General features: G+C 61.2%; 21 protein-coding genes and 1 pseudogene. 6 read left to right on the forward strand and 16 right to left on the reverse strand.

What is annotated here, in order from left to right:
• Nucleotides 1-40: 40 nt before the first annotated feature.
• Together ABR989_RS04625 and ABR989_RS04630 are read left to right on the forward strand one after the other, a co-directional pair.
• Nucleotides 41-691: an HAD-IA family hydrolase gene (locus ABR989_RS04625; protein WP_428126048.1), complete on the forward strand. Its 651-nt coding sequence runs from the start codon at nucleotides 41-43 to the stop codon at nucleotides 689-691.
• A 52-nt stretch (nucleotides 692-743) separates the two neighbouring features.
• Entirely contained in the window at nucleotides 744-980 is a 237-nt protein-coding gene (locus ABR989_RS04630; RefSeq protein WP_428126049.1) for a hypothetical protein, read from the forward strand.
• A 76-nt stretch (nucleotides 981-1,056) separates the two neighbouring features.
• On the opposite strand, the gene ABR989_RS04635 is transcribed toward ABR989_RS04630, so the two are convergent.
• The 8 genes and pseudogenes from ABR989_RS04635 to ABR989_RS04670 all read right to left on the reverse strand — a co-directional run bounded on the left by ABR989_RS04635 (nucleotide 1,057) and on the right by ABR989_RS04670 (nucleotide 8,015).
• Entirely contained in the window at nucleotides 1,057-1,458 is a 402-nt protein-coding gene (locus tag ABR989_RS04635) for a GFA family protein (RefSeq protein ID WP_428126050.1), read from the reverse strand.
• Nucleotides 1,459-1,506: 48 nt separating this feature from the next.
• Nucleotides 1,507-1,764: a zinc ribbon domain-containing protein gene (locus ABR989_RS04640; RefSeq protein ID WP_428126051.1), complete on the reverse strand. Its 258-nt coding sequence runs from the start codon at nucleotides 1,762-1,764 to the stop codon at nucleotides 1,507-1,509.
• A 214-nt stretch (nucleotides 1,765-1,978) separates the two neighbouring features.
• Nucleotides 1,979-2,116, reverse strand: a pseudogene (locus ABR989_RS04645) (isocitrate lyase/phosphoenolpyruvate mutase family protein); the annotation flags it as partial.
• Nucleotides 2,113-2,700: a methylated-DNA--[protein]-cysteine S-methyltransferase gene (locus tag ABR989_RS04650; protein WP_428126053.1), complete on the reverse strand. Its 588-nt coding sequence runs from the start codon at nucleotides 2,698-2,700 to the stop codon at nucleotides 2,113-2,115. The gene ABR989_RS04650 and the pseudogene ABR989_RS04645, both read right to left, overlap by 4 nt.
• Nucleotides 2,645-4,117, reverse strand: coding sequence for an AlkA N-terminal domain-containing protein (locus ABR989_RS04655; RefSeq protein WP_428126054.1), 1,473 nt, complete (start codon nucleotides 4,115-4,117; stop codon nucleotides 2,645-2,647). Before ABR989_RS04655 ends, ABR989_RS04650 begins: the two co-directional genes overlap by 56 nt.
• A 286-nt stretch (nucleotides 4,118-4,403) precedes the next feature.
• Entirely contained in the window at nucleotides 4,404-5,138 is a 735-nt protein-coding gene (locus ABR989_RS04660) for a hypothetical protein (protein WP_428126055.1), read from the reverse strand.
• A 173-nt stretch (nucleotides 5,139-5,311) separates the two neighbouring features.
• Nucleotides 5,312-6,064 carry a dienelactone hydrolase family protein gene (locus ABR989_RS04665; RefSeq protein WP_428126056.1) on the reverse strand — a complete coding sequence of 251 codons (753 nt, stop codon included), beginning with the start codon at nucleotides 6,062-6,064 and terminating at the stop codon, nucleotides 5,312-5,314.
• A 748-nt stretch (nucleotides 6,065-6,812) separates the two neighbouring features.
• On the reverse strand, nucleotides 6,813-8,015 hold the full coding sequence (locus ABR989_RS04670; protein WP_428126057.1) for an acyl-CoA dehydrogenase family protein: 1,203 nt from the start codon (nucleotides 8,013-8,015) through the stop codon (nucleotides 6,813-6,815).
• Between the two features lie 175 nt (nucleotides 8,016-8,190).
• Between ABR989_RS04670 and ABR989_RS04675 the strand changes: the two genes are divergently transcribed.
• From ABR989_RS04675 to ABR989_RS04690, 4 genes are read left to right on the forward strand one after another with little or no spacing between them, the layout of a single operon-like run.
• Nucleotides 8,191-9,789, forward strand: a complete 1,599-nt coding sequence (locus ABR989_RS04675) for an acyl-CoA carboxylase subunit beta (RefSeq protein ID WP_428126058.1) — start codon at nucleotides 8,191-8,193, stop codon at nucleotides 9,787-9,789.
• A gap of 7 nt (nucleotides 9,790-9,796) precedes the next feature.
• Nucleotides 9,797-11,785 carry an acetyl/propionyl/methylcrotonyl-CoA carboxylase subunit alpha gene (locus ABR989_RS04680; RefSeq protein ID WP_428126059.1) on the forward strand — a complete coding sequence of 663 codons (1,989 nt, stop codon included), beginning with the start codon at nucleotides 9,797-9,799 and terminating at the stop codon, nucleotides 11,783-11,785.
• 21 nt (nucleotides 11,786-11,806) lie between these two features.
• Complete coding sequence (locus ABR989_RS04685) at nucleotides 11,807-12,574, forward strand: enoyl-CoA hydratase/isomerase family protein (RefSeq protein ID WP_428126060.1); 768 nt, start codon at nucleotides 11,807-11,809, stop codon at nucleotides 12,572-12,574.
• The gene (locus ABR989_RS04690) at nucleotides 12,571-14,349 is read left to right on the forward strand and encodes an acyclic terpene utilization AtuA family protein (protein ID WP_428126062.1); all 1,779 of its coding nucleotides are present in this window, start codon (nucleotides 12,571-12,573) and stop codon (nucleotides 14,347-14,349) included. The genes ABR989_RS04685 and ABR989_RS04690 overlap by 4 nt, the downstream gene beginning before the upstream one ends.
• An 817-nt stretch (nucleotides 14,350-15,166) precedes the next feature.
• Here ABR989_RS04690 and ABR989_RS04695 read toward each other — a convergent pair.
• The 8 genes from ABR989_RS04695 to ABR989_RS04730 form a co-directional block, all read right to left on the reverse strand.
• A complete protein-coding gene (locus ABR989_RS04695; protein ID WP_428126063.1) occupies nucleotides 15,167-15,673 on the reverse strand; it encodes a hypothetical protein in 507 nt (168 codons plus the stop codon).
• Between the two features lie 391 nt (nucleotides 15,674-16,064).
• Nucleotides 16,065-16,562 carry a hypothetical protein gene (locus ABR989_RS04700; RefSeq protein WP_428126064.1) on the reverse strand — a complete coding sequence of 166 codons (498 nt, stop codon included), beginning with the start codon at nucleotides 16,560-16,562 and terminating at the stop codon, nucleotides 16,065-16,067.
• A 171-nt stretch (nucleotides 16,563-16,733) separates the two neighbouring features.
• Nucleotides 16,734-17,465, reverse strand: coding sequence for a hypothetical protein (locus ABR989_RS04705; protein ID WP_428126065.1), 732 nt, complete (start codon nucleotides 17,463-17,465; stop codon nucleotides 16,734-16,736).
• Nucleotides 17,465-18,994: a terminase TerL endonuclease subunit gene (locus ABR989_RS04710; RefSeq protein WP_428126066.1), complete on the reverse strand. Its 1,530-nt coding sequence runs from the start codon at nucleotides 18,992-18,994 to the stop codon at nucleotides 17,465-17,467. The genes ABR989_RS04705 and ABR989_RS04710 overlap by 1 nt, the downstream gene beginning before the upstream one ends.
• Nucleotides 18,972-19,424, reverse strand: coding sequence for a hypothetical protein (locus ABR989_RS04715; RefSeq protein ID WP_428126067.1), 453 nt, complete (start codon nucleotides 19,422-19,424; stop codon nucleotides 18,972-18,974). Before ABR989_RS04715 ends, ABR989_RS04710 begins: the two co-directional genes overlap by 23 nt.
• Complete coding sequence (locus ABR989_RS04720) at nucleotides 19,408-21,417, reverse strand: AICE element replication initiation protein (protein ID WP_428126068.1); 2,010 nt, start codon at nucleotides 21,415-21,417, stop codon at nucleotides 19,408-19,410. Before ABR989_RS04720 ends, ABR989_RS04715 begins: the two co-directional genes overlap by 17 nt.
• Nucleotides 21,405-21,926 (reverse strand): bifunctional DNA primase/polymerase, encoded by a 522-nt coding sequence (locus ABR989_RS04725; protein WP_428126069.1) that lies wholly within the window; start codon nucleotides 21,924-21,926, stop codon nucleotides 21,405-21,407. The genes ABR989_RS04720 and ABR989_RS04725 overlap by 13 nt, the downstream gene beginning before the upstream one ends.
• Entirely contained in the window at nucleotides 21,923-22,132 is a 210-nt protein-coding gene (locus tag ABR989_RS04730; protein WP_428126070.1) for a helix-turn-helix domain-containing protein, read from the reverse strand. The genes ABR989_RS04725 and ABR989_RS04730 overlap by 4 nt, the downstream gene beginning before the upstream one ends.
• Nucleotides 22,133-22,225: the final 93 nt, after the last annotated feature.

The raw sequence follows: 22,225 nt of genomic DNA on the forward strand, positions 1-22,225 counted from the left end.
TGATGCATCGCGAGGCTTCAAAAATGGGAAGGATAAAGGCGTGACCATAGAGGCGGTGATTTGGGATTTCGGCGGCGTTTTCACGAGTTCCCCCTTCGAGGCCTTCAACCGCTTTGAGGCCCAACGCGGCCTGCCCACGAACCTCATCCGAACTGTCAACACCACTAATCCCGATTCCAACGCTTGGGCGCTGTTCGAGCGTGGGGAAATCGATGGGGCAGGCTTTGACCGGAAATTCCTGGAGGAAACGACCGCGCTCGGTCACCCAGTGCGCGGAGCCGAAATTTTGCCCCTGCTTTCCGGCGAGGTACGGCCGCGGATTGTCGAGGCGCTGACCATCTGCAAGCAGCGTTTCAAGGTCGGTTGCATCACCAACAACATGGCCCATGGTCACGCATCGGCCATGGCCAAAAACCCCGAGAGCGCCTCGCGTGCCGGCGATATCATGCAGCACTTCGACGCAATCATCGAAAGCTCCAAGGTCGGCGTGCGAAAACCCGACCCTCGGATCTACCTGATGATGTGCGAGCGGCTTCGAGTAGAGACCCAGTCCTGCGTCTATCTGGACGACCTGGGCATCAACTGCAAGGCAGCGGCGCAGCTTGGAATGGTGGCGATCAAGGTGGTGAGCGAGCCCCAGGCTTTGGCCGACCTCGAAGGCGCGACAGGACTGACCTTCCCCAAAAGTTAGAATCGCCCATGAACAGCTGGACCGAGAGGCCCAATCAACTTAGGAGCGTACTATGGCCAGAATCGACTACGAAGCAGATCTGACGGAGGGAGAGCGATCCGTTCGGGATATGGTTCGCAGGTTTGCCGAGGAGGTAATGCGACCCGCGGGCGCGGAGCTCGACGCGATGGCGGACCCCCAGGACGTCATCGCCAGGGATTCCATCCTCTGGGACGTGTTCAAGAAACATCGCGCCCTCGGCCTTGACGGGCGTCCGCATTCACGGCGCGTGGAGGATGAAAAGTTATGAACGCTGAAGAGTTCCATCGGACGCGGAAATTCGCAGACACACCGTTTGGTCGTATTGCTTATGTCGAGCGCGGCTACTATGCCGGCGGGTATTCTTCGTACTGCGGGAGGTTGTCAGTGATCGTATGCCAAGGCGCCTTCGAGCCTACAAAGATGTGATACGTGGGCCGAATGCCCGGGTCGCCGTCGATCGAGCCCGCCGGTACGACGATCAAGTCGCGCATAGGAACGGCACGCGGCATCGGGCTGCCGCAGGTCCGGCAGAAGGCGTTTCCAAAACGCTGCGCTCCCGGCAGCCGATAGTTGATCAAGAGGTCCTCGCCCCGCAGCCATCGGAAGTCCGCAGGCCTGACGAAGACGTTAGACGCGTATGCCGCGCCGCGCGCCTTGCGGCATCGCGAGCAATGGCAGTTGCGGAATTCGATCTGATCGCCGGCTTCGAAGGCCACGCCGCCGCAGAGACAGCTCCCCCTGATCATAGGCGGTTCCTCCTGGCAGGCCGACTGCCTCGCGCCGGAAAGTGAAAATCAGATCTGAAAGTCGTCCTTCGGCGGACGTTTGGGTTTGGGCTTTGCTTCTCGCTTAGCGTCACGCTCGAGCGCCTCGAGTTCTTCGCGCACCTGATCGAGCCGATGGCGAAATTCGTTCGCTTCGACCTTGACCCCGGTCTTGCAGTTCACGCATACGAAGTGACTCTCGGCGCTTTCCTCGAACCCGCGCACCAGCATCGAGTTCCGGTGACCGCACTTCGGGCATTCTATGTCGACGGTTTCGTCTTCAAACATCGTGGACTGTCTCCGCGGAGCGGCCCGGACCGCTCGTCATTGAACTTCTGTCGCCGGTGCCTGCGCCAATGATCTGAAAAGCTTGTCCCTCGGGTTGTCGCCGTTCCCGGATCGAATAATAACAGTTTCGCACCGGTCTTGGACCGGTGCACGGATCTGCTGAATACTAATTCACTGTTCGTGAATCTCCGACACGCCGCCGCGCTCGCGCGTGGGCACTCGAGGTGGCGATCGCTTTCGCGCCTGCGTGCTCGATGATGCGCGCGCTACCGGCATCCCAGGCGTTCGGCAGGATCAAAAGGCCGTTCTGGTGAAGCGCGTGAAATTCACGCGCGGCATTCGAATTGCTCATTCGGATACCTCCAAACGGAAAGCACAATGGCGCGCTTCGTGCCCGAGCAGCCAGCGCTTGCGCGACAGCCCGCCGCCATAGCCGGTCAATGAGCCGTCGCTGCCGATGACGCGATGGCACGGCACGACGACGCCGATAGGATTGCTCCCGTTGGCAAGCCCCACGGCCCGCACGGCTTTGGGTTCGCCGATGCGTTGGGCGAGCGCACCATAACTGAGCGTCGTCCCGCCCGCGATGGTGCGGAGCGCATTCCACACCTTCGTTTGGAACGGCGTGCCGGCGAAGGCGACGGGGATCGTGTCGAGTGCGGAGATGTCGCCGTCGAAATAGCGCTTGAGCGCGGCGACATGGCCGAAATGATCGCGGCGCGCGACGAGTTCCCGATCGCCGTACCGACGATGAAACAGCTTGCGCCAGTCGTCCGCCTGCTCTTCCCAGCAATGCATACGCAGCGCACCGTCGCCGTCCGCAATCAGAATCGCGATGCCCAGTGGCGTTTTCATCTTGTCGATGAAGAATTTGCGGCATTCAGGCATTGGCGCTCCTTGCATCGGCTTCCGCCATCCACAGATGTTGCGCTGCATAGGCGCGCCACGGTCGCCAGGCTTCCGCGCGCTGTAGCAGAACTTTCGGCGAAAGCGGGATGCCATTGGCGACGGCCGGGCTGCGCAACAGCCCGACATCGCTGGCAGGAAATGCATCGCTGTCTCCAAGCGCCCGCACCGCCCAATATTGCGCACTCCAATCCCCGAAGCCCGGAAGCGCCATGAGCCGCGCGAGGACATCATCACGGGGACGCGCCGGCTCGAGCAGCTTCTTGTCGGCTGCGGCGGCGCGTCCGAGCGCTTGTAATGCTTGAATGCGCGTGCGGGTCATACCGAACCCGGAAAGATCGGCCGCGACGAGCTGGATGGGCGTTGGAAAAATGTGCGTCAGCTGCTCATGTCCCGTAACGTCGGGCGTCGCGCGCGAGCCCGCCAGCGCCACCAGCCTGGCGGCAAGACGGCGCGCCGCGATGACGGTTATCTGCTGACCGAGGATGACCCGCACCGCCATCTCGAAACCATCCCAGGCGCCGGGGGCACGCAGTCCTGGTCGGCGCACGACCAGCGGCGCGAGGCTCTCGTCGCTCTTCAGATGCGCGCCGATCGCTTCCACGTCCGCGTCAAGATCGAAGAGCCGGCGCAACCGCGCGACGATCGAAAGCAGCGCGCGCACGTGTGAGAGCCGGATCGTCGCAGTGAGGCAATTGGCGCCCGGTCCAACTTCGACGCTGCCGAACGCCTCGTCGACCGCGATGGTGCGGCAATAGCGGTTGTTCTCAATCAGCTCCACTCCCGTAATCGCGCGCGCGGCGAGAAACGAAAGCATCGCGTCCCAATCGTAGGGCGGACGATAGCCGAGGCGTAGCGTCACGGCAGAGGGGGCGACGCGCTTCTTGCTGCGCAGGTCGCGCGGAGTGCGCCGATACAGCTTCCTGAATGTATCGTTGAAACGACGCACGCTGCCGAAGCCTGAGGCCTCCGCAATCTCCACCATCGACAGTGACGTTTCCTGAAGCAGTTGCTTGGCAAACAACACCCGGCGGGTTTGCGCCACGCGGATCGGCGGCGCGCCCAGATGCTGGTCGAACAATCGCCGGAGTTGCCGCTCGCCCATACCGAGACGCTCGGCAAAGGCTTCGATACCTGCCTCGCCGCCATCGAGCGCACCCTCGGCAATCAGCGCGAGCGCCCGCGAGACGGTGTTGAATGTTCCCCGCCACGCGGCGGCATCGGGGGAAATCTCCGGGCGGCAACGGAGGCACGGACGAAAGCCTGCCTCCTGTGCTGAGGCCGCGCTCGGAAAGAAGCGACAATTCTCGGGCTTCGGAGTGCGTGCAGGGCAGATCGGCCTACAATAGACGCCAGTGCTGGTGACGCCGACAAAGAGACGCCCGTCGAAACGAACATCGCGCGTCGATAGCGCCCGGTAGCACACCGCGTGATCCGGAAGGGTCATAGGTAGAATATGCATCAAGTGCGCACGAATGTCTGGCCATTTTCGGACATGACTGCGACCCGGACTGTCCTCCGCAAAAATTGCCGGCGTGACTTGAAACGGGCTAAATTGCGACCGATTCGAAGGGGGGAATTTTGCGCCATTTCTGCACTCAGCCGCGGCGGGCCTCGTTCTTCGCACTTGCAGCAGGCGTGGTCGGACGCGACGAGTACTTGAGCCGCCACTTCTTCTGGAACGGATATACGAATCTTCCTCGGCATCTTAGGTCAGACGGTGTGTCGGAGGTTCATGGTCTTTTGTACAACTGCTCTGGAATGTGCTCAGAGTACGGACCGTGTGCATCCCAGAATTCCAGCCTCCAACTGTGATTAGCATCTCTAAGTTCATCTTCGGATACCTGCGCCATTCCCGAAAAGTCAAAAAATATCAACCCACTAGCGTGATCGTGTTCATCCAAGCGGAATGTAAGGCCGCCGACAGGTTGTCCTAGACCTAGTACATTTATTGGCACCGGTTTCAGTTTAGGTCTGATCTGCGAACGCAGTGCCCAACCGTACAAAGTTACCGGAGAGCCTGCGGTTCGAACCGACATATGAACAACCATTGTGATGTTCTGTGAATTAGGCGTTGGATGTCGGAATGTTATCTGTTCAAACCAGACCGATACCGTTTCGCCCAGTTGCTTGCTTAGTGTGTCAATTTGTTCAGCGCGCTGACGATCCAAAGCCAATGGTGCGCGAACCATTTGAACAAGAATGTATACAGCCAAGAAAATCAAATAAGGCCACAATGTATCAAGTACATTTGTGTGGAGGTCGGGCGTTTGGATGGTGCCAGATTTGACCTCCAAGATGACAGTCATGGTCGCAATGCTCAGCAGCATGACTTGGTCCCAACCGAATCTGAAAGTCTGGCGGCCAACTTGGATAAGCAATCGCCAGGAGTAATTTGCGACCGACACTTGCGAGTCACTGTTCGCGCGATCTGGCGCCTGACCGGCGCCGCGACGAATTAGCCACATGTCGCTGGATTCTACGCTCGAAGTGAGCGCTCGGAAACTCCAACAAATCCGACTGCTCGCCCACGGATATCTCGAACGCCGGCGAATCGTCCCTGGCAACTCGGAATCAGGGAAAGACCAATTTCGGGCGCCCGCCTAGTTCTCTTACCTTCCGGATTGCCTCTGTCTATGAACTAGGAAGCCGCCAGGTACTTTTCGAGAAAGGCGAACACTTTTCCCCACCCATCCTGCGCCTGCTCGGGCCGGTAATTCGGACGATACCAGGCAAAAAACGCGTGGCCCGCTCCGTCGTAGCGGTGAAACTCGTAGTTCTTGCCGAAGCGCTTGAGCGCAGCTTCGGTGCGGTTTACGTCGTCGGGGGAAGGGTTAGTATCTTCATTACCGAACAATCCCAAAAGCGGGCAGTGTATTCTTTCCGTCAACTCGATGGGCGCAACCGGCTGCGTGCTCGGTAACTTCGACGGGTCGCCAACAACTACGCTGCCACCCCAGCAATCGACAACGGCATCGAGATTGGCGATTCGGCATGCCGCTAGGTACGCTTGTCGTCCGCCGGAGCAGAAACCGATCACGCCAACCTTGCCATTGCTATGTGGTTGGGCACGCAGAAACGCTGCGGCTCCAGTCACATCTCCCATCACCTGGTCATCCGGCATCCCACCGGCTGCGCGTGCACGAGCAACCACTTGTTCTGAAGCGCCGTCACCCAGCCGGAAATAGAGACTCGGTGCAATTGCGGCATAGCCGTGATGTGCGAATTTACGAGTTACCTCTGTGGTCCACTCGTCCCAGCCGGGAAAGTGATGGATCACGACGACGCCGGGATACCGGCCTGTCGCCAGAGGATGCGCATAATATGCCTCCCCACTATCGCCGTCGAAGCCTTGGAACTTCACCGTTTCTGCCTGAATGCCTCGAAACGCCATGGGAGCCTCCGTTGTCTTTGCTCTGTAGCAGCCCGACCCTGACTATACCAAACCTGTAGTTTTGCGCCTCACCTGCGCTCGATTTGCTTCCCGCTGCGTCGCTGGTATGCGATCGGTTGCGTCCGACGCTGCTTATCAGGCCGCGACGCCACTCGCTGCTCTCACCGCGACATCATCCGACGCTTTTCTTATGAATCAACAATTGATATTTCAAGACAGATTGCCGAGCACGAATTGATGCACCAACAGATGATGAATCAGATGTGGCCGTAAAAGATGCGAGACGATTGGACGGCCTTCTGACTAAACGGTCGAGCAATGCGGAAATCAAACTGTGTCGTTGGACTCTGCAAAACCCGCGCAGCGCTGGCTCTTGTTTGCATTCTATTCGTTGTTTCGTGCGCCGGTTGCAGAAAATTGGACGACAGGTTGCAGCGTCAGGTAGGCCGGCCCCGCGACAAGCTGATAGAAGAGTTCGGGCCACCGGAAAGAGAGATGCGGTCGAGCGATGGCAGAACAGTCGTTTGGTTCCATCCCTGGGTGAGTCGTAACTCCACCGACTCTGCTGGAACGTGTCGAGAGGTTTTTCACTTGAGCAGCAAAGGCATCGTCATTTCGGCTTCCGCTCACGATTGCGTGGGCGTCTGTCTAGGACCGTACTGTTGGTAAGTGACGGCTGGAGCCATCTAACAGTATCTATCTGTACATACTAAGTCTCGATCGCTTCCCCGACGGCTCTGCCTCCACCTCACACCGCGACACCTGAGCGCAGCAGCTCCTCGGCGATGATGATGCGCCGCACCTCGCTCGTGCCCGCACCAATCTCCATCAACTTGCAAGCACGATAGAGGCGGTTCACCTCCATCTCCCACATGAAGCCGCTGCCGCCGTGAATCTGCAAGGCGTCGGCTGCCACGCGCGAGGTCGCTTCCGCGCAGTAGAGAATGGACGCTGCCGTGAGCTGATGGACACCGCCACGTCCGCCGCCGCCGATCTCCAGCACGTTCACCGCGGCGAGCGCCTTGTAAGCAAGCAGCCTCATCGACTCGATCGCGGTGTACATGTCCGCGAGCTTTGCCTGGATGATTTGGAACTCGCCGATCGGACGGCCGAACTGCCGGCGTTGCCGCGCATAATCGAGGCCAAGCTGCAAGCAGCGTTCAGCGATCCCGATCGACAAGGTCGCGCCCACCGCGCGCTCGAGGTCGAGGCCGCTCATGACGACCGCGACGCCGGCGTTTTCCTCACCTACACGGTTGGCGACGGGAACCCGGCAGTCGTCGAAGACGAGTTCCGCCGTCGGGCTGCCGCGGAAGCCCATCTTGATGAGCTTCTGCGCCACCGAAAAGCCAGGCGCGCTCTTCTCGACGAGGAACGCGCTGATGCCCTTGGGGCCAAGCTGCGGCGAAGTCTTCGCGTACACGAGCAGCACATCGGCGATCGAGCCGTTTGTGATGAATAGCTTGCGGCCGTTCAGGACGTAATGATCGCCGTCGCGTCGCGCCGTCGTGCGCATGCCGCCGAGTGCGTCGGAGCCGGCGCCGGGCTCGGTGAGGGCGAGCGCGCCGACCAGGGTCCCGTCGGCGAGACCCGGCAAGTAGCGTTTCTTCTGTTCCGGACTCGCGTTGCGCTGGACGTTGTTCACGCAGAGATTCTCGTGGGCAAGCCACGAGAGGGCGACGGCCTGGTTCCAGCGCGCAAAGCCCTGGCCCACCAGCGCCGACGAAAAAAGGTCGAGTCCGGGTCCGCCTTCCGACTCCGGGATCGTGAGGCCGAGGTAGCCAGCCGCGCCGAGGCGACGGAAGAGTCCTTCTGGCCACCACTCGTCGTCGTCCATCTTCTTCGCGAGTGGCGCCAGCTCTTTGCGCGCGAACTCGTCGGCCAGCGCCAGCGTGTGGCATTGATCTTCGGTCAATTCGTAGGGGTTTGGAGCGGGCGCGATGCGGGCCATAGGGCCTCCTGGGTTCGAATGTGAATATCATTTGCCAGAGACTCGGTCCGAGACAAGGACCCGCAGCGTTCTTCGGCACCGCATCGCGTTTCATCAACTCCAACTCTTCCGCGACCATCGGTTCTCTGTTAAGTCAGCATCCACTCAGTCAGGAGATTCGCGAGGAGCTGAGCCAATGCCGATCTTGCCAACTCGCATCGACCCGCGCTCGGAGACGTTTATTGCCAATCGGCGGGCCATGATCGAGAAGCTCGACCGCCTCGCGGCGTTGCAGCGCCAGGCGCTACTCGGCGGCGGAGAGCGCTACGTCGAGCGGCATCACCGGCGCGGAAAGCTTTTGCCGCGCGAGCGCATCGAGCTGCTAGTTGACCGTGACTCGCCGTTCCTCGAGCTGTCACCCTACGCGGCGGCCGAGACCGAGTACGAGGTCGGCGCATCGCTCGTGACCGGGATCGGTGTCATCTCCGAAACGGAATGCCTGATTCTTGCCAACGACCCGACCGTGCGCGGCGGCGCTATAAACCCGTACTCGCTCGCCAAAATGTTGCGCGCGTACCAAATCTCGATCGAGAACCGGCTCCCGCTCGTCTACCTGGTCGAGTCAGGCGGCGCGGACCTCCCGCGCCAGGCGGAGATTTTCGTGCCCGGCGGCGCGATGTTCCGCAACTTGACGCGTTCTTCGGGGCGGCGCGTGCCGACGATCGCGCTCGTGTTTGGCAACTCGACGGCCGGCGGCGCCTACCTGCCCGGCCTCTCCGACTACGTGGTCATGGTGCGCAATCGCGCCAAGGTCTTCCTCGGCGGCCCGCCGCTCGTGAAGATGGCGACGGGCGAGGACGCGAATGACGAGGAGCTCGGCGGCGCCGAAATGCACGCGAGCTTGTCGGGCCTCGCTGACTACATGGCGCTCGACGAGCCTGACGCAATCCGGCTTGGCCGGCGCATCGTCGCCCGCCTCGCATGGCGCAAGCTCGGTCACGGCCCGAGTGCGGCGCCGCATGAGCCGCGCTACGACACCGGCGAGCTGCTCGGTATCCCCTCCGCCGATATGAAGGTGCCGTTCCCGATCCGCGAGGTGATCTCGCGCGTAGTGGACGACTCGGAGTTCGACGAGTTCAAGCCCCTCTACGGCACGAACCTGGTGACGGGATGGGCGCGCATCCACGGCTACGACCTCGGCATCCTCGCCAACGACCAGGGCGTGCTCTTCTCGGAGGAATCGCAGAAGGCGGCCCAGTTCATCCAGCTCGCCAACAAGATCGATCTGCCGCTCCTGTTCGTGCAGAACGTCACGGGCTACATGGTCGGCCGGGATTACGAGCAGCGCGGCATCATCAAGCACGGCTCGATGATGGTGAACGCGGTCTCGAACAGCAGCGTGCCCCACCTGACGCTCCAGGTGGGTGGCTCCTACGGCGCGGGCAACTACGGCATGTCCGGTCGTGCCTACGAACCGCGATTCCTCTTCCTCTGGCCCAATGCGAAGACCGCCGTGATGGGCCCGGAGCAGCTCGCCGGAACGCTTTCGATCGTCGCGCGCGAGGCGGCGGCCGCGGCAAAAAGACCCTTCGACGAGGAGGCCGACGCGATGCGCCGGCGCGCGGTCGAGGAGCAGATCGAGCGCGAGTCGCTCGCCCCCTTCACCAGCGGCCGGCTCTTCGACGACGGAATCATCGACCCGCGCGACAGCCGGATCGTGCTCGGGATAGCGCTCTCCGTCGTGCACTCGAACGAGATCCGGGGCGCGCGCGAGTTCGGCGTCTTCCGGATGTGAGAGCGGCATGCGGAAGTTGCTGATCGCCAATCGGGGAGAGATCGCGCGGCGCATCCAGCGCACCGCGCGAGAGATGGGCATCGCGACGGTGGCCGTGTTCTCGGAGCCCGATCGCGACGCGCCCTTCGTGCGTGAGGCGGATGAGGCGGTCGCGCTCGGCGGTGCGTCGCCTGCCGAGTCATACCTGCGCATCGACGCAATCGTGGAAGCGGCGCGCCGCACGGGCGCCGATGCGATCCACCCGGGCTACGGCTTCCTGTCGGAGAACGAGGCCTTCGCCGCGGCGTGTCGCGACGCAGGGCTTACGTTCGTGGGACCTCCGCCCGAGGTGGTCGCCGCGATGGGCTCGAAGCTCGGGGCGAAGCGGCTCATGCAGCGGGCAGGCGTGCCGCAACTCCCGAGCCGCGAGCTTAGCGACGGCGCGTCCACGGCAGAGCTTACGCTCATGGCCGCCGAGCTCGGCCTGCCTGTCGTCGTAAAGGCCTCGGCCGGCGGCGGCGGCAGAGGCATGCGCGTGGTGCATAGCGCGGCGGAGCTCAGAGAGGCTGTCGCCTCGGCCCGACGCGAGGCGCTCTCGGCGTTCGGCGACGATACCGTCTACCTCGAGCGCTACCTCGAAGCCACGCGCCACATCGAGGTGCAGATCTTCGGCGACGCGCACGGTCGTGTGATCCATCTTTACGAGCGCGAATGCTCGATCCAGCGGCGACACCAGAAGATCATCGAGGAATCGCCGAGCCCCGCGTTGACCCCTGCGTTGAGCCAGACGATCCGTGCGGCCGCCGTCGCCGCGGGCCAATCGATTGGCTACCGCAACGCCGGAACCGTCGAATTCCTGCTCACGCCCGCCGGAGAGTTCTTTTTCCTGGAAGTAAACACGCGCCTCCAAGTCGAGCATCCCGTGACCGAGTGCGTGACCGGGCTCGACCTTGTGCGCCTCCAGATCGAAGTGGCGCGCGGCGGCGCGCTTCCGGCGCAGGACGAAGTGCCACCGCTTCGTGGCCACGCTATCGAGGCGCGTCTCTATGCCGAAGACCCGCGGCGCGGCTTCGCACCATCGACGGGCGTGTTCCATCGGTTCGCCTTCGCACCGGCGTCGGGAATCCGCCTCGACTCGGGTGTCGAGGACGACTCGGAGGTGAGCGTCCATTACGACCCGATGCTGGCGAAGGTGATCGCGTGGGCGCCGACGCGCGCGGAGGCGGCGGCCAGGCTGGCCAACACACTCGCGCGCGCGCACCTTCACGGCCCGCATACGATTCGCGATCTCCTCGTGCGCATCCTGCGCCACCCCGAGTTCATTGCGGGCGCAGCCGACACGCATTTCCTCCAGCGACACCGGCCTGAGATCCTCGGCGCGCCGCTCTGCGACGCGGCGGGCGAGCGCCTCCACGCGCTGGCTGCGACGCTTGCGTTGCAAGCCGCGCGCCGCGCGCGCGGCGGCTCGCTGGCCTCGATCCCGTCCGGCTGGCGCAACGTCCCTTCACAAGACCAGGAGCAGGCTTTCGAGGGAAGCTGGGGGCGACTCGACGTGCGCTACCGCTTCGGGCGCGAGGGTCTGCGCGCTCTGGTGAACGGCAACGCGCTCGAATGCGTTCGCGTACACGCATCCGGCGAGGGCGAGGTCGATCTCGAAGTCAACGCTGTACGCCATCGCTATGCGGTGCATACGGTCGGCGAGCGGGTCTTCGTCGACAGCGCGCTGGGCGCGAGCGAGCTGCGCGAACTCCCACGCTTCGCCGAGCCCGAGCTCGAGCTGGCAGCCGGCTCGCTCGTCGCGCCTATGCCGGGCGTAGTTAAACAGATTTACGTCACCGTCGGTGCAATCGTCGCCAAGGGCGACCTGCTGCTCGTGCTCGAGGCGATGAAGACGGAGGCCCCGATCCGGGCGCCCCACGCGGGAACGGTGACCGAGATCCGCGCGACCGTCGGGATGCAGGTGGCAGCGGGCGCGATTCTTGCCGTAATCGAAGCAGAGACCGCAAGTGCCCAGTAATGATCGAGGAGGAGATCTGAAATGTCTGACCAGCCGGTCCGATACGAGCTCCGCGACCACATCAGCACGATCACGATCGATCGCCCGGAGGCACGCAATGCGCTGAACCGCGCGGTGCGCGAAGGCCTGTGGGCGGCGTTCCGCCGCTTCGTCGGTGACGACGACGCGCTGGTCGCGATTCTCACCGCAACCGGTGACAAGGTCTTCTGCGCCGGCGCCGACCTCAAGGAGATGTCGGTGACCGGGCTTCAAGTCCCGCCGCTGGATTTCGTCCCGCAGCTCGGCCGCAACCTCATGACGGACAAGCCCGTGATCGCCGCCGTGAACGGCTTGGCCTACGCCGGCGGCTTCGCCCTGGCGCAGATGTGCGACCTCTGCATCGCCGCTGAGACGGCGAAGTTCGCGATCACAGAGGCGAAGTGGAGCCGCGGCGCGCCGTGGGCCGCGCCGCTCCCGTGGATGATTCCGCCCCGAGTGGCGCTCGAGCTCTTGCTCACCGCCGAGCCGATCGATGCGCATCGCGCACGCGAGATCGGCCTGGTGAACCGCGTCGTACCGCTCGATCACCTGCAGGAGGAGGCGCGCGCACTGGCGATGCGCATCGCGCAGAACGCGCCGCTCTCTGTGCGGGCGGGCAAGCGCATGGTGTACGCCGCCGCCGAGCGCCTACGGAGCGAGTCTTTCGACGAGGCCGAGCGCATCTTTGAGCCGGTCTACAAGAGCGAGGACGCGCAGGAAGGACCGCGTGCCTTCCTCGAAAAGCGCGCGCCGGTCTGGAGAAAACGATGAGCGTGCGCCGACCGCTCCGGATCGGGAACATCTCCGGCTTTTACGGCGATCGCCTCTCGGCGGCGCGCGAGATGCTCGAGGGTGGCCCCATCGACGTACTCACCGGCGACTACCTCGCTGAGCTCACGATGCTGATCCTCTGGAAGGCCCGCCAGAAAGATCCGAGCGCCGGCTACGCGGTGACGTTTCTGCGCCAGATGGAGGAGGTACTTGGCGCCTGCGTCGATCGCGGCGTGCGGGTGGTCGTAAACGCCGGCGGCCTCAACCCGCGCGGTCTCGCCGAGAAAATCCGGGAGTTGGCGAAGCGCCTCGGCGTGAAGGCGAGCGTCGCCCATGTGGAGGGCGACGATCTCCTCCCGCGCCTTGGCGAGTTACGGCGTGCAGGACACACCCTGGCGCATCTTGACGACGGTCGCCCCTTCGAGGCGATGCCGGTGCGGCCGGTGAGCGCGAACGCCTACCTCGGCGCATGGGGCATTGTCGAATGCCTTAAGGCGGGAGCCGACGTGGTCGTGTGTCCGCGCGTGACGGACGCATCGCTCGTCGTGGGTCCGGCAGCTTGGCATTTCCAGTGGGCGCGCGACGACTGGGACCGGCTTGCGAGCGCCGTGGTCGCGGGGCACATCCTTGAGTGCGGCGCGCAGGCGACCGGCGGCAACTATGCCTTCTTTAGTGAGGTGCCCGATCTGGACCACCCCGGCTTCCCGATCGCAGAGATGGAAGAGGATGGTTCGTTCGTCGTCGCCAAGCACCCCGGTACAGGCGGTCTCGTGTCAATCGGTACCGTGACCGCCCAACTCCTCTACGAACTCGGCGAGCCGTCCTACGCGAATCCAGACGCGATAGCGCGCTTCGACAGCATCCGGCTCGACCAGGCCGGCGCCGACCGGGTCCGCGTGTCGGGTGTGCGCGGTGAGCCTGCGCCGAGAGCGCTCAAGGTATGCATCAACTACGCAGGCGGCTACCGCAACGCGATGACCCTCGTGCTCACCGGTCTCGACGTGGATGAGAAGGCCGCAGTGCTCAAGCGAGCGATCGTGCGCCGCCTCGGCGGTGCCGAGCGCTTTGGCGTACTCCACTTCCACTTGGCGCCCACGCAGCATCCGGATCCCGAGACCAATGAGCAGGCGAGCGCCACCTTCACGGTCACCGTGAAGGACGCCGACGCGAACAAGGTCGGACGCGCGTTCTCCTCTGCGATCACGGAGTTAGCGCTCGCCAGTTACCCCGGCTTCTACTCCATGGACCCGCCCGGCGACGCGAGCGCATACGGCGTCTACTGGCCGACGCTCGTGCCGGCCGACGCCGTGGATCACGTTGCCGTGCTGCCCGACGGGCGCAGCATCCCGATCAAGCCGCTCGAGGTGGTGACACGCTCGCCCGTCAAGGTTCTGTCGGCCGTTCTGTCCTCGCCACCGGCCGGCTTGACGCGACGCGCGCCGCTCGGGCGCGTGGCCGGGGCGCGCTCGGGCGACAAAGGCGGCAACGCTAACGTCGGCCTGTGGGTGCGCAGCGATCTCGCCTACGCGTGGCTCGCCGAGTTCCTGAGCAGCGAGCGCCTCAAGCAGCTCCTCCCCGAGACGGCGCCGCTCGAGGTGCGCCGCTACGAGCTCCCCAACTTGCGCGCGCTCAACTTCGTGATCGTCGGCCTGCTCGGCGAGGGCGTAGCCTCGTCGGTGCGCCCCGACCCCCAGGCCAAGAGCCTCGGCGAATGGCTGCGCGCGCGGGTGGTTGACGTGCCGGAGGTGCTGCTGGATCCCGCCGCATCGCGCTGAGACTAGGAGCTGTCCGCGGCAGCGGCGATTGAAGGTCATCGCACTGGTCAAGACCATAGCAAATAGAGCCCAAGATCAACGTAGTCCTATAGATTGCGACGCCAGATTTGCATTAATGGAGGGGGGTGGTTTTCGCGGTCCCCTCAACCGAAATTCAAAAAAGTGGGCAGTAAGTGGGCACTCAGGCCGATCCACAGATTGCGCTAATCGCCGTAAGTCCTTAATAAATGAGGCTTGGAGGGGTGGCCGAGCGGTTGAAGGCACCGGTCTTGAAATCCGCAGGAATAGTATCTCCCCGTATCGTTCCGTCCCGTCCTATAAGGGTTATCTGGTCTTATAGTCCCTTCCCGTATCGGCCCGTATCGGCCCGTATTCGGGCGTTCAATTTACAAATCCATTTACATCGGTCGCGGGTAGCTCTTAGTTTAGAGAGTAGGGGTGGGAAAACGCCGTCCGGCCGTCCGCATGGTGTCCAAGCCTCACGCGCCGTGTGGCTTAATGGGAGGACGGCTTCTAAAAACCAGTCGCCCGCTACCGTTCGACCCGTCCGCCTACCCCGAAACAGCTACCCGGAGCGCCCGAAACCCCACCGTGTGCCTAGCTAGGGGCGTGGTATAGCACCCCGGCGCTACCGGCGCGGGTCGGCGCTTGGGCGAAGCGGGAAACGTCTCTCACCGCCGCGCCGTCATCCGTTCGCGGTATTCCCGGAACCAGTCCCAAGCGCGGGCGCGGTCCGGGAGAAGTGTTTCGGGGAACGTTGCGCGCGAAACCGAAATGCGAACAATTTCACTGTTACAGGCCACTAGTGATTTGAAATTCAGAGGCCTTTCGTATTAGCCAAGGGGCCATATTTGAGCACCACTAGCATCGGGAGGGTTGACCCAGGGTCTAGGACGGTGAGCGAAATGTCATTGCCATCGCCCGTCCAATCTTTCTTATAGCCGTCGGCGATGAGATTGGTCTCCTTGTAGGGGGACCCATACTTCGCGGCCAGCGACGCTTCGAGTTTCTCTAGATTTACGCGCGGGTCGCGCAACTCTAGGCCGACGTACGCAAGTCGGCCAGCCGCGTCGAAGAAAAGCTGAGCCTCGAATGTAATACCGCCAGCGCTGTAGATCCCTCTTAGTTTCTCGACGAGATGGAGGCCAGGAATCGAGTTCGGGTTCTGATCCGCCTTGGTAAGGTGCAATGACCCCTTGGACGCGGTCTGCGCTTGAGCGACGGTCATCCCCCATTTTGTGTACTGCCAATCGGCCCAGCATTTCGTTCTCGTGCAGAGCAACATCATCAGCGCAATGCTGACCAAGGTTACTTTTCCGCTCATTTTCCGTTTTCTCCCCAGCTGTCGCGCGAAGACCGGCCTGAGTTTATCATCCTGACCGGGCCGCCGCTATCGAAGCGGCGCAAGCCGCGCTGACCCTTACTCTAAGCTTCCGACCGTTGATCGTCAGTTGTCCGATTCGTTGCGAGGGTGGTAGAGAGGGCTTCGTGACCATCGCGCTTCCCAGTCCAGCCTTGCGCTGATTCGGCCGATAACCCGTCTCACTGGTGAAGCGGTCGCCCGCGCCGCGAGTATCGTTGATTGGACGCAAAGCCATCGAAAAAAGAGAGGTGGCCGGGAAATTCAGACACTCAGGCCCGAATTAAGACAGCACCAAGCGCCCTGTCAAGCCATCGCACCGGTGCGTCGCCATTTGGCGGACGGCGACGGTCTGCTAAATCACGGGCAGTTTACGGGCCTCAGCACCGCCATCATCAATAGTTGCACATCGATGTACTATCCTTCCATTGTCCCAATTCTTTGCGCTGACAATGGTAACGTGGTCGGTTGTAATGTGGGTCATGATTTCATCTTCCGCCAGCGAGATAGCGTCATTGATGCGTTCGCTGGACCATCCCAGCGCCGATAAACGGGCGCGGTAGAACGAAGTGCGCCCAGCGGCCAGCGTCCGGGCGACTAGCTCCGGCTTTAAGGCTTGAATCTCTGCCACGACTTCATCGCCCAGGTTACAAATCTCAGTCGTCAGCAGGTCATGGTGGGGGCGGTAGGGATGCAGGGTTATCCCGTGACTCGCCAACAGGTACATTACGTCCACGGCGCGTTGGTCGCGTGAACGGTGGTCAGGTGCCTTGATGACATGGCCGCAGTTGTCCCAAGGGTCATCCATCTCAGCAAACTCCAATTCAACACCGTTCGCCGCTTTCATCTTCATAATGGTGCCTCCAAAATGTTAGCCATGTTAGTCGGCGGCGCGGGCGTCTCGCAGTGGGAAGGAGTAAGACCCCTGCTCAACCATCCCGCGCCGCCTTGGGTCTCCACAGCCCAACCTGTGGGAAGGCGGGGGCGGTAGTGATGCACCGCCGCTCCCCTTTGGCAGGACAACTTATGATTGACCATCATCGTAACCGGCCTGTTGCTTTAACAGCGCGACCGCAATCTTGGCCGTGGGCGTACCCTTGCCCGCCCGGATGGAAGTCTCGCGGCGCAAGATGTCAAACTCGACCAACATGGGGGCGACTATTTCGGCATCCAAGGGGATCGTGTCCAAGAGCTTGTTGATGGCTTCGCGCTGGCCGCGTGTGAGCCGTGGCGCGCTACCGGGACCATCGGCTGGTCCTTCCGTCCGCGCCGACACCTCAATCATTATCAGGCCACCGGCCACGGGGTCGGCGCGGCTGGCAGCGAGCGCGGCTTCATCCATCAGTTGTGCGGCGGATTCCCGGCGTAGCCGCGCCAACATTGAGTCGGTCGCCGTTACCGCCGCGTCCGCTACTGCCCGGAGAAAACAGGCTTGGCGGGTGAAGAAGGGCGCTACCTGTGCTGCGGCGTCGCAATAGGCGAATGTCGCCTTAACCAAGGACTCAATGTCACTGTCAAAAACATCGGAGATGGCCTTAAGTTGCGCGCCCACCGCCGTCTGCGTCAAATCCTTATCGTTCTTGATGGTGCGAATCTTGGCATCCTTCTGTTGCCGAAGGTCGTCAATCTTGGCACCAAAACTTTGCGCCGCAGCCAGGTCTTGTTTTATTCCGCTCTTGGGTCGGAACACCGGTGGCCCCGGCGGACTCCCATCAGCCTGTGACAGTCCGGTTATGATTTTAGGGTTAGTAGCCATTATTGCCTCCTAGAGAGATAGTCCAATTCAGTTTCAGTGATTCGTTCTAGCCTTACGCCACGCTCCACTCGGATGTCGGATGGATCTGCTGGGGGCGTGTCGTCCCCGCCGTAAAATGACCTTATGGTAATGGAGTGTCCGCCTGCGCCACGCACAGCGCCTAGCACCGCCTGCGCCAATGCCACGATAGTATCAATCTTGTGACTCTGTTTTTCTTTGCCGATTCTCCAACCGCGCGCCGTCTCTATAGCTACTGCCCGCGATGCTGCCAAGCGCATCTCAGCGTCCGCATATAGAGTTATTGAGTGGCCTTTAACCTGTTCATACAAACAGCTGCTCGCTTCAGTGAGATTGCCTACGGTCTGGGGAAACTCCACCATTGGGAGTCCGGCCCGCGTTAGACGCTGCGCGACCGAAACCAACTGCCACGGGTCAAACCTGACCTCTTGTAGGTCGTATTGCTCAGCCCAGTTCAACAGTGTCCGCTCGATGGTCGCTTCAAAGTCCAGCGGGTCATCCGGCGACGGCTGGAATGTGGTATGGGTAACGAGCCGCACATGCTTGGTCTTATCGTCATAGGTACAGGCCACTATCGCGGTGCTATCATGCTTTGTAGAAGCATCGACACCTACCCACACGGGCAGGCGCTTATCGCGCGGTGTAGGGCTGGCGGTCGGGTCAACACACTTGTCCCACTCCCCAACATCAATAAAGCTGGACTCGTTGGTCACCCACCTATTCTCAATCAGCCGCAAGTACGCATTGCCCCGAAGCGATAGCCGCATCTGTTCCTTCCACGCTTCCGTTTGCCAAGGTGCCCGCGCCTCATGAGTCCAGTACATCAGCATCCCCAGCTGTGCATATAAATCTGGAGCGATGATTGTCCCTGTGAGGCCGCGCTTGTATAACCCTTCCAACAGGTCGGACTCGCCAGTGAACCCGGCATACGTGACTGTAAGTCTTACACTGACCTTGCGAGTGGGAACCGAGACCATCTCATCCCACAGCCGGTGCCCACGCTCGCTCATGAAACCCCACAACTCATCAAACACGGTGATAGTTGGGTTCGCTCCAGCCGCGCCCGCGTATTCGGAGGCCAGTGCGGTGATGCTCGCGCCAGTGCTAGGGAACTCTATCTTGTTAGACGAGATTCGCGCCGCGCGGTACAGGAGCGGGCTGGCCCTCACGATTTTGACCGCTGCGGCGAACACACGGCTTTGCGCTTGCTCAAAATCATTGGCGATGCAGTACCCCTCAGCACCACGGCCACCAATCGCGCATACGCAGTAAAGCAGTGCCCAAGCGCCCTCTGTAGTCTTACCGGACTTCTTGGGAGCGCCCCTCATCACTTCCGCGTATGGGAGCGTACCATCCGGCTTGAGAGTGAACGCGGCTCGCAGAAACCGTTTCTGTTCTTCATAGAGCATAAACGGTGTGCCAGTCTCCGGGTCTATCAGCACCGTCTCGATGAACAGCACCGGGTCGTACTTTGCGGCCGCCAGTGGATTACTCTTTTTCTGTTTCGCCATTGTCCTTATCCGGGGTGACAGTCTTAGCGAAATGCGCCACTAGGTCTATCGGAGCGCCGTCCTTGCCGCCCAACACAGCCGCACGCGCTGCCGGGGTCATCAACAGCGCTTCCTCGTAGCGTAGCTGTGCCAGCTTCAATTGCCGAAAGTCCTTCAACAGCCGCCTTGGGTCGCCGTCCTTTTGTAGGATGCCTTCGCCCATAAGATTGTTGAACGCTTGGCTCGTCACGATGACAAGCTCCGCCCACGACCTGAGAGTGGGGCGGTCGGCGGTGGATAACCACTTCATAGCCCGGTACGCCTTGTTCACCAGCTTGTTCACTGTGTCTTGGCGTTGCGTGATGGCTTCCTTGGACTTGGAGAATATGCCATGCTTGACGACCGCATTCGTCACAACAGAGCGGGGACGCCGATTAAGTTGATTGCCCATCATGGATAGCCCCATTAGTGTGGAAGACCGCCTCAGTGCTCTTGAGGGCTAGGTCATCCTTGTGTCGTATCAAGATTTGGCGGTCGCGGTTCTTGCCAACGCGGATATGTTCGATGATTATGCCGGCCCGTAGCAACGGCCCTTCCAGCCGGTATAGTTGGGAACCAAGCATCTCTACGGACGTTGGCCACTTTCGGTCTTTGAGAATGTGGTCCGGCAGGAAGTTATCATGCAACTTCGTAAGCAGGGCTGTCGCAGTGCCTTCCCAAGACTTGTATCCATCAGATACCCACGTGGGGACTTTATCTGTGCCAATGTTCTTGTAATTGTTGGCCAATTGGATTATCAGAGGGCAAATCGGATAATCGTCCAGTAGCCGCGCGGCAGTGTCGGCACGGTCGTACTGATAGGTGTCAAACCAAGCCTCTTGTGTATCCTTCCCGAAATAACCCATGCAGGCGTACATCCAAGTGGCCGGTCCCATCATCCGTGTCCCTTCAGGCAGGGCAACTGAGCCCATCTCCCGTAGCCCATGCCGTATCGCCGCCCACACCGTCGCCAGCATGGCGGGTCGTGCAATCAAGAAGTCCTTTTTCAGACGCTCCCAGGGCAACCGGGTAACTGTGCCGCCCATCTCAGTGAACCTTAGGAAGGATGGCGCGATAATCCTGTCAGCAAGGTCAGGCAGCCTTGCCAGGTCCGGGATCGATGTTAGCGGCATGGGCCGCGACCCATGGAATGAACTTAAGCCGAAATTTGTATAAAGGGTGCGCGTTGCGATGCTGCCTCCGGTGCTCAACTGTGAGAGCGCATCCGACATTTCATTGGAAATGGAAGAACAGTTATCAAAGACGGGAAAGTGCTGATGGATTAAAATTGCTGGTAGGTCACGTGGGTCTTCAGGAAGGCGTGTGGATTCGATATAATCAGGGTCAATCAAATACTTAAGGAGCAGTGCCAGCAGGGTCTTGCCAGAGCCAGAAGCAGCGTGAAGGCCCAAGTATGGAAACTCATTGCCGGGGAACAAGGCTGCGCAAACGTAGGCGAACACCAGCAGGAAATTCTCCCAATCCAAGATTGAAAAGAACCGCTTGTGTATTTCAGGCAGTGGCATCTTGTCGCTGGCTGGCGGCGGAAGCTCTAGCATCCCGTTCGTTCGCAAAAATGGTGTTTGACAGTCCGCGTACTCGATTACTTCACTCCGGTCGCGGGTGGACCGGAGAATTTTCCAATCCGGGGTTGCCAAGTTGTAATAGATGGCACCGTCGCCACCCATCGCCACACGCAACGCCGGGTCGCGTAGCGGCGCGGTAGGATCGAAGGCGCGGGCGTCCAATGCCTTGATAATCTCAGCAACAGCGCCCGGATAGATTGTAACGTCGCCGCTCGCCTTCAAGTACAGTCGCGTAATAAAGCGGTCAAATTGGTCTAAGCGACAAGTCTCCTTATGACCGTCATCTTCCTTATAGGTCACATAACCGATGCCATCAGAGCTATGGAACAGTTCAATGTCCCGCTCCGCCAGCGCCTCCATCGTGATTGATACTTTGGACTTCTTTCTTGCGGACGGCGCATCAGGCTCCAACTCAACCCCAAACAGCGCCGCTAGCTCCTGCTCGATGCGGTTGAAGTCGGTCTTGGAATCTAGCTGGTGGGCCGTACCGTACAACTCCGGTATGCCACCGCCCGCCTTGCATACATCACAGGTCCACGAGCCTTTGTCCGGGTTGAGACGCGCAGATGGTTTGGTATCGTCGTGGCTTGGACATACAAAATGGTATTCCGCGCCGCGCTTCGTGAACTCTTCTTGACCGCTCGCCTTGTGGTAGGCGGCGAGCACGTCTTTGTTGATGGCCTTCTGAATAGGTGCGGCGAATGGACGGCGTTTTGGTTTCGCTACCTTGCGCCCCTTGGGCACGGTGTTTGATTCAGGTTCGGACGCGACTAGGAGCGCGAGCAGCGTCGCGTCAACCTGTTCATCTATTGCGCCCATCGGTAGTCCCCCTTCAGGCCACGGCTACCCGGCGCGATTACATAGCCATCCGAGCCGCGCACATCGACGCCAGCGCCCAGCCGTCCAGCAACGCCGTCCGTGATGTTGACGCCGGGAACGGCTGCGTAGTACAGGTGCCGCCCGCCGCTCTGTGTTATGGCCTGAACAGCGGACTCCCGGATGGTAGGATTATCGCGCTTGATTTGTGCCCAAGTCTCTTCGCCGGCATGCTCAACATCTATATCAATGACGATGACGGCAGATGCACCACAGGCAATACCGATGTTCGCGTTCGGCCAACGCTTCCACCACTTCTTGATTTGATCCGGGTCGGTGCTGGCATCCTTCCAACCGTGGGGCGCTGCTCCGGGTAAGCCCAGCGGATGCTTGGCAGGACTCTTACAATCCGCCTGCCGACACGAACACTTCCCGTTCGCCAATAGCGAATTGCAAGGGAACACCGCGAAGCCGCGCGCCACGAGCGCCAGGGCAACTACTAAGAGGGTCATCGCACGCCGCCCGCGCGCCCGGTGGACTGGTCGGCCAAGAATTGTTCGAGTGCCAGCCGTGGAATGCGAACCGAGCGCCCGATGCGGACGCTGGGCAAAATTCCCTTCTTTGTGTACTGGTACGCGACGTTCGCGTTTATGTGCAAAAGCCGCGCTGCCTCTTTTACTGTGTAGGCAAGCGCATTCGGTGTCTCGTTCGTCTTCATCGTTGCGTCCTCTTTTCTATTCGCCTTCGGAGCGATAATAGAATAGAATAACGCTGGACTGATAGGAAACGTAAGGAACGTAAGGAATGTAAG

The sequence above is a fragment of the Binatus soli (SeqCode) genome (assembly GCF_050015535.1).
Classification (GTDB): domain Bacteria; phylum Desulfobacterota; class Binatia; order Binatales; family Binataceae; genus Binatus; species Binatus soli.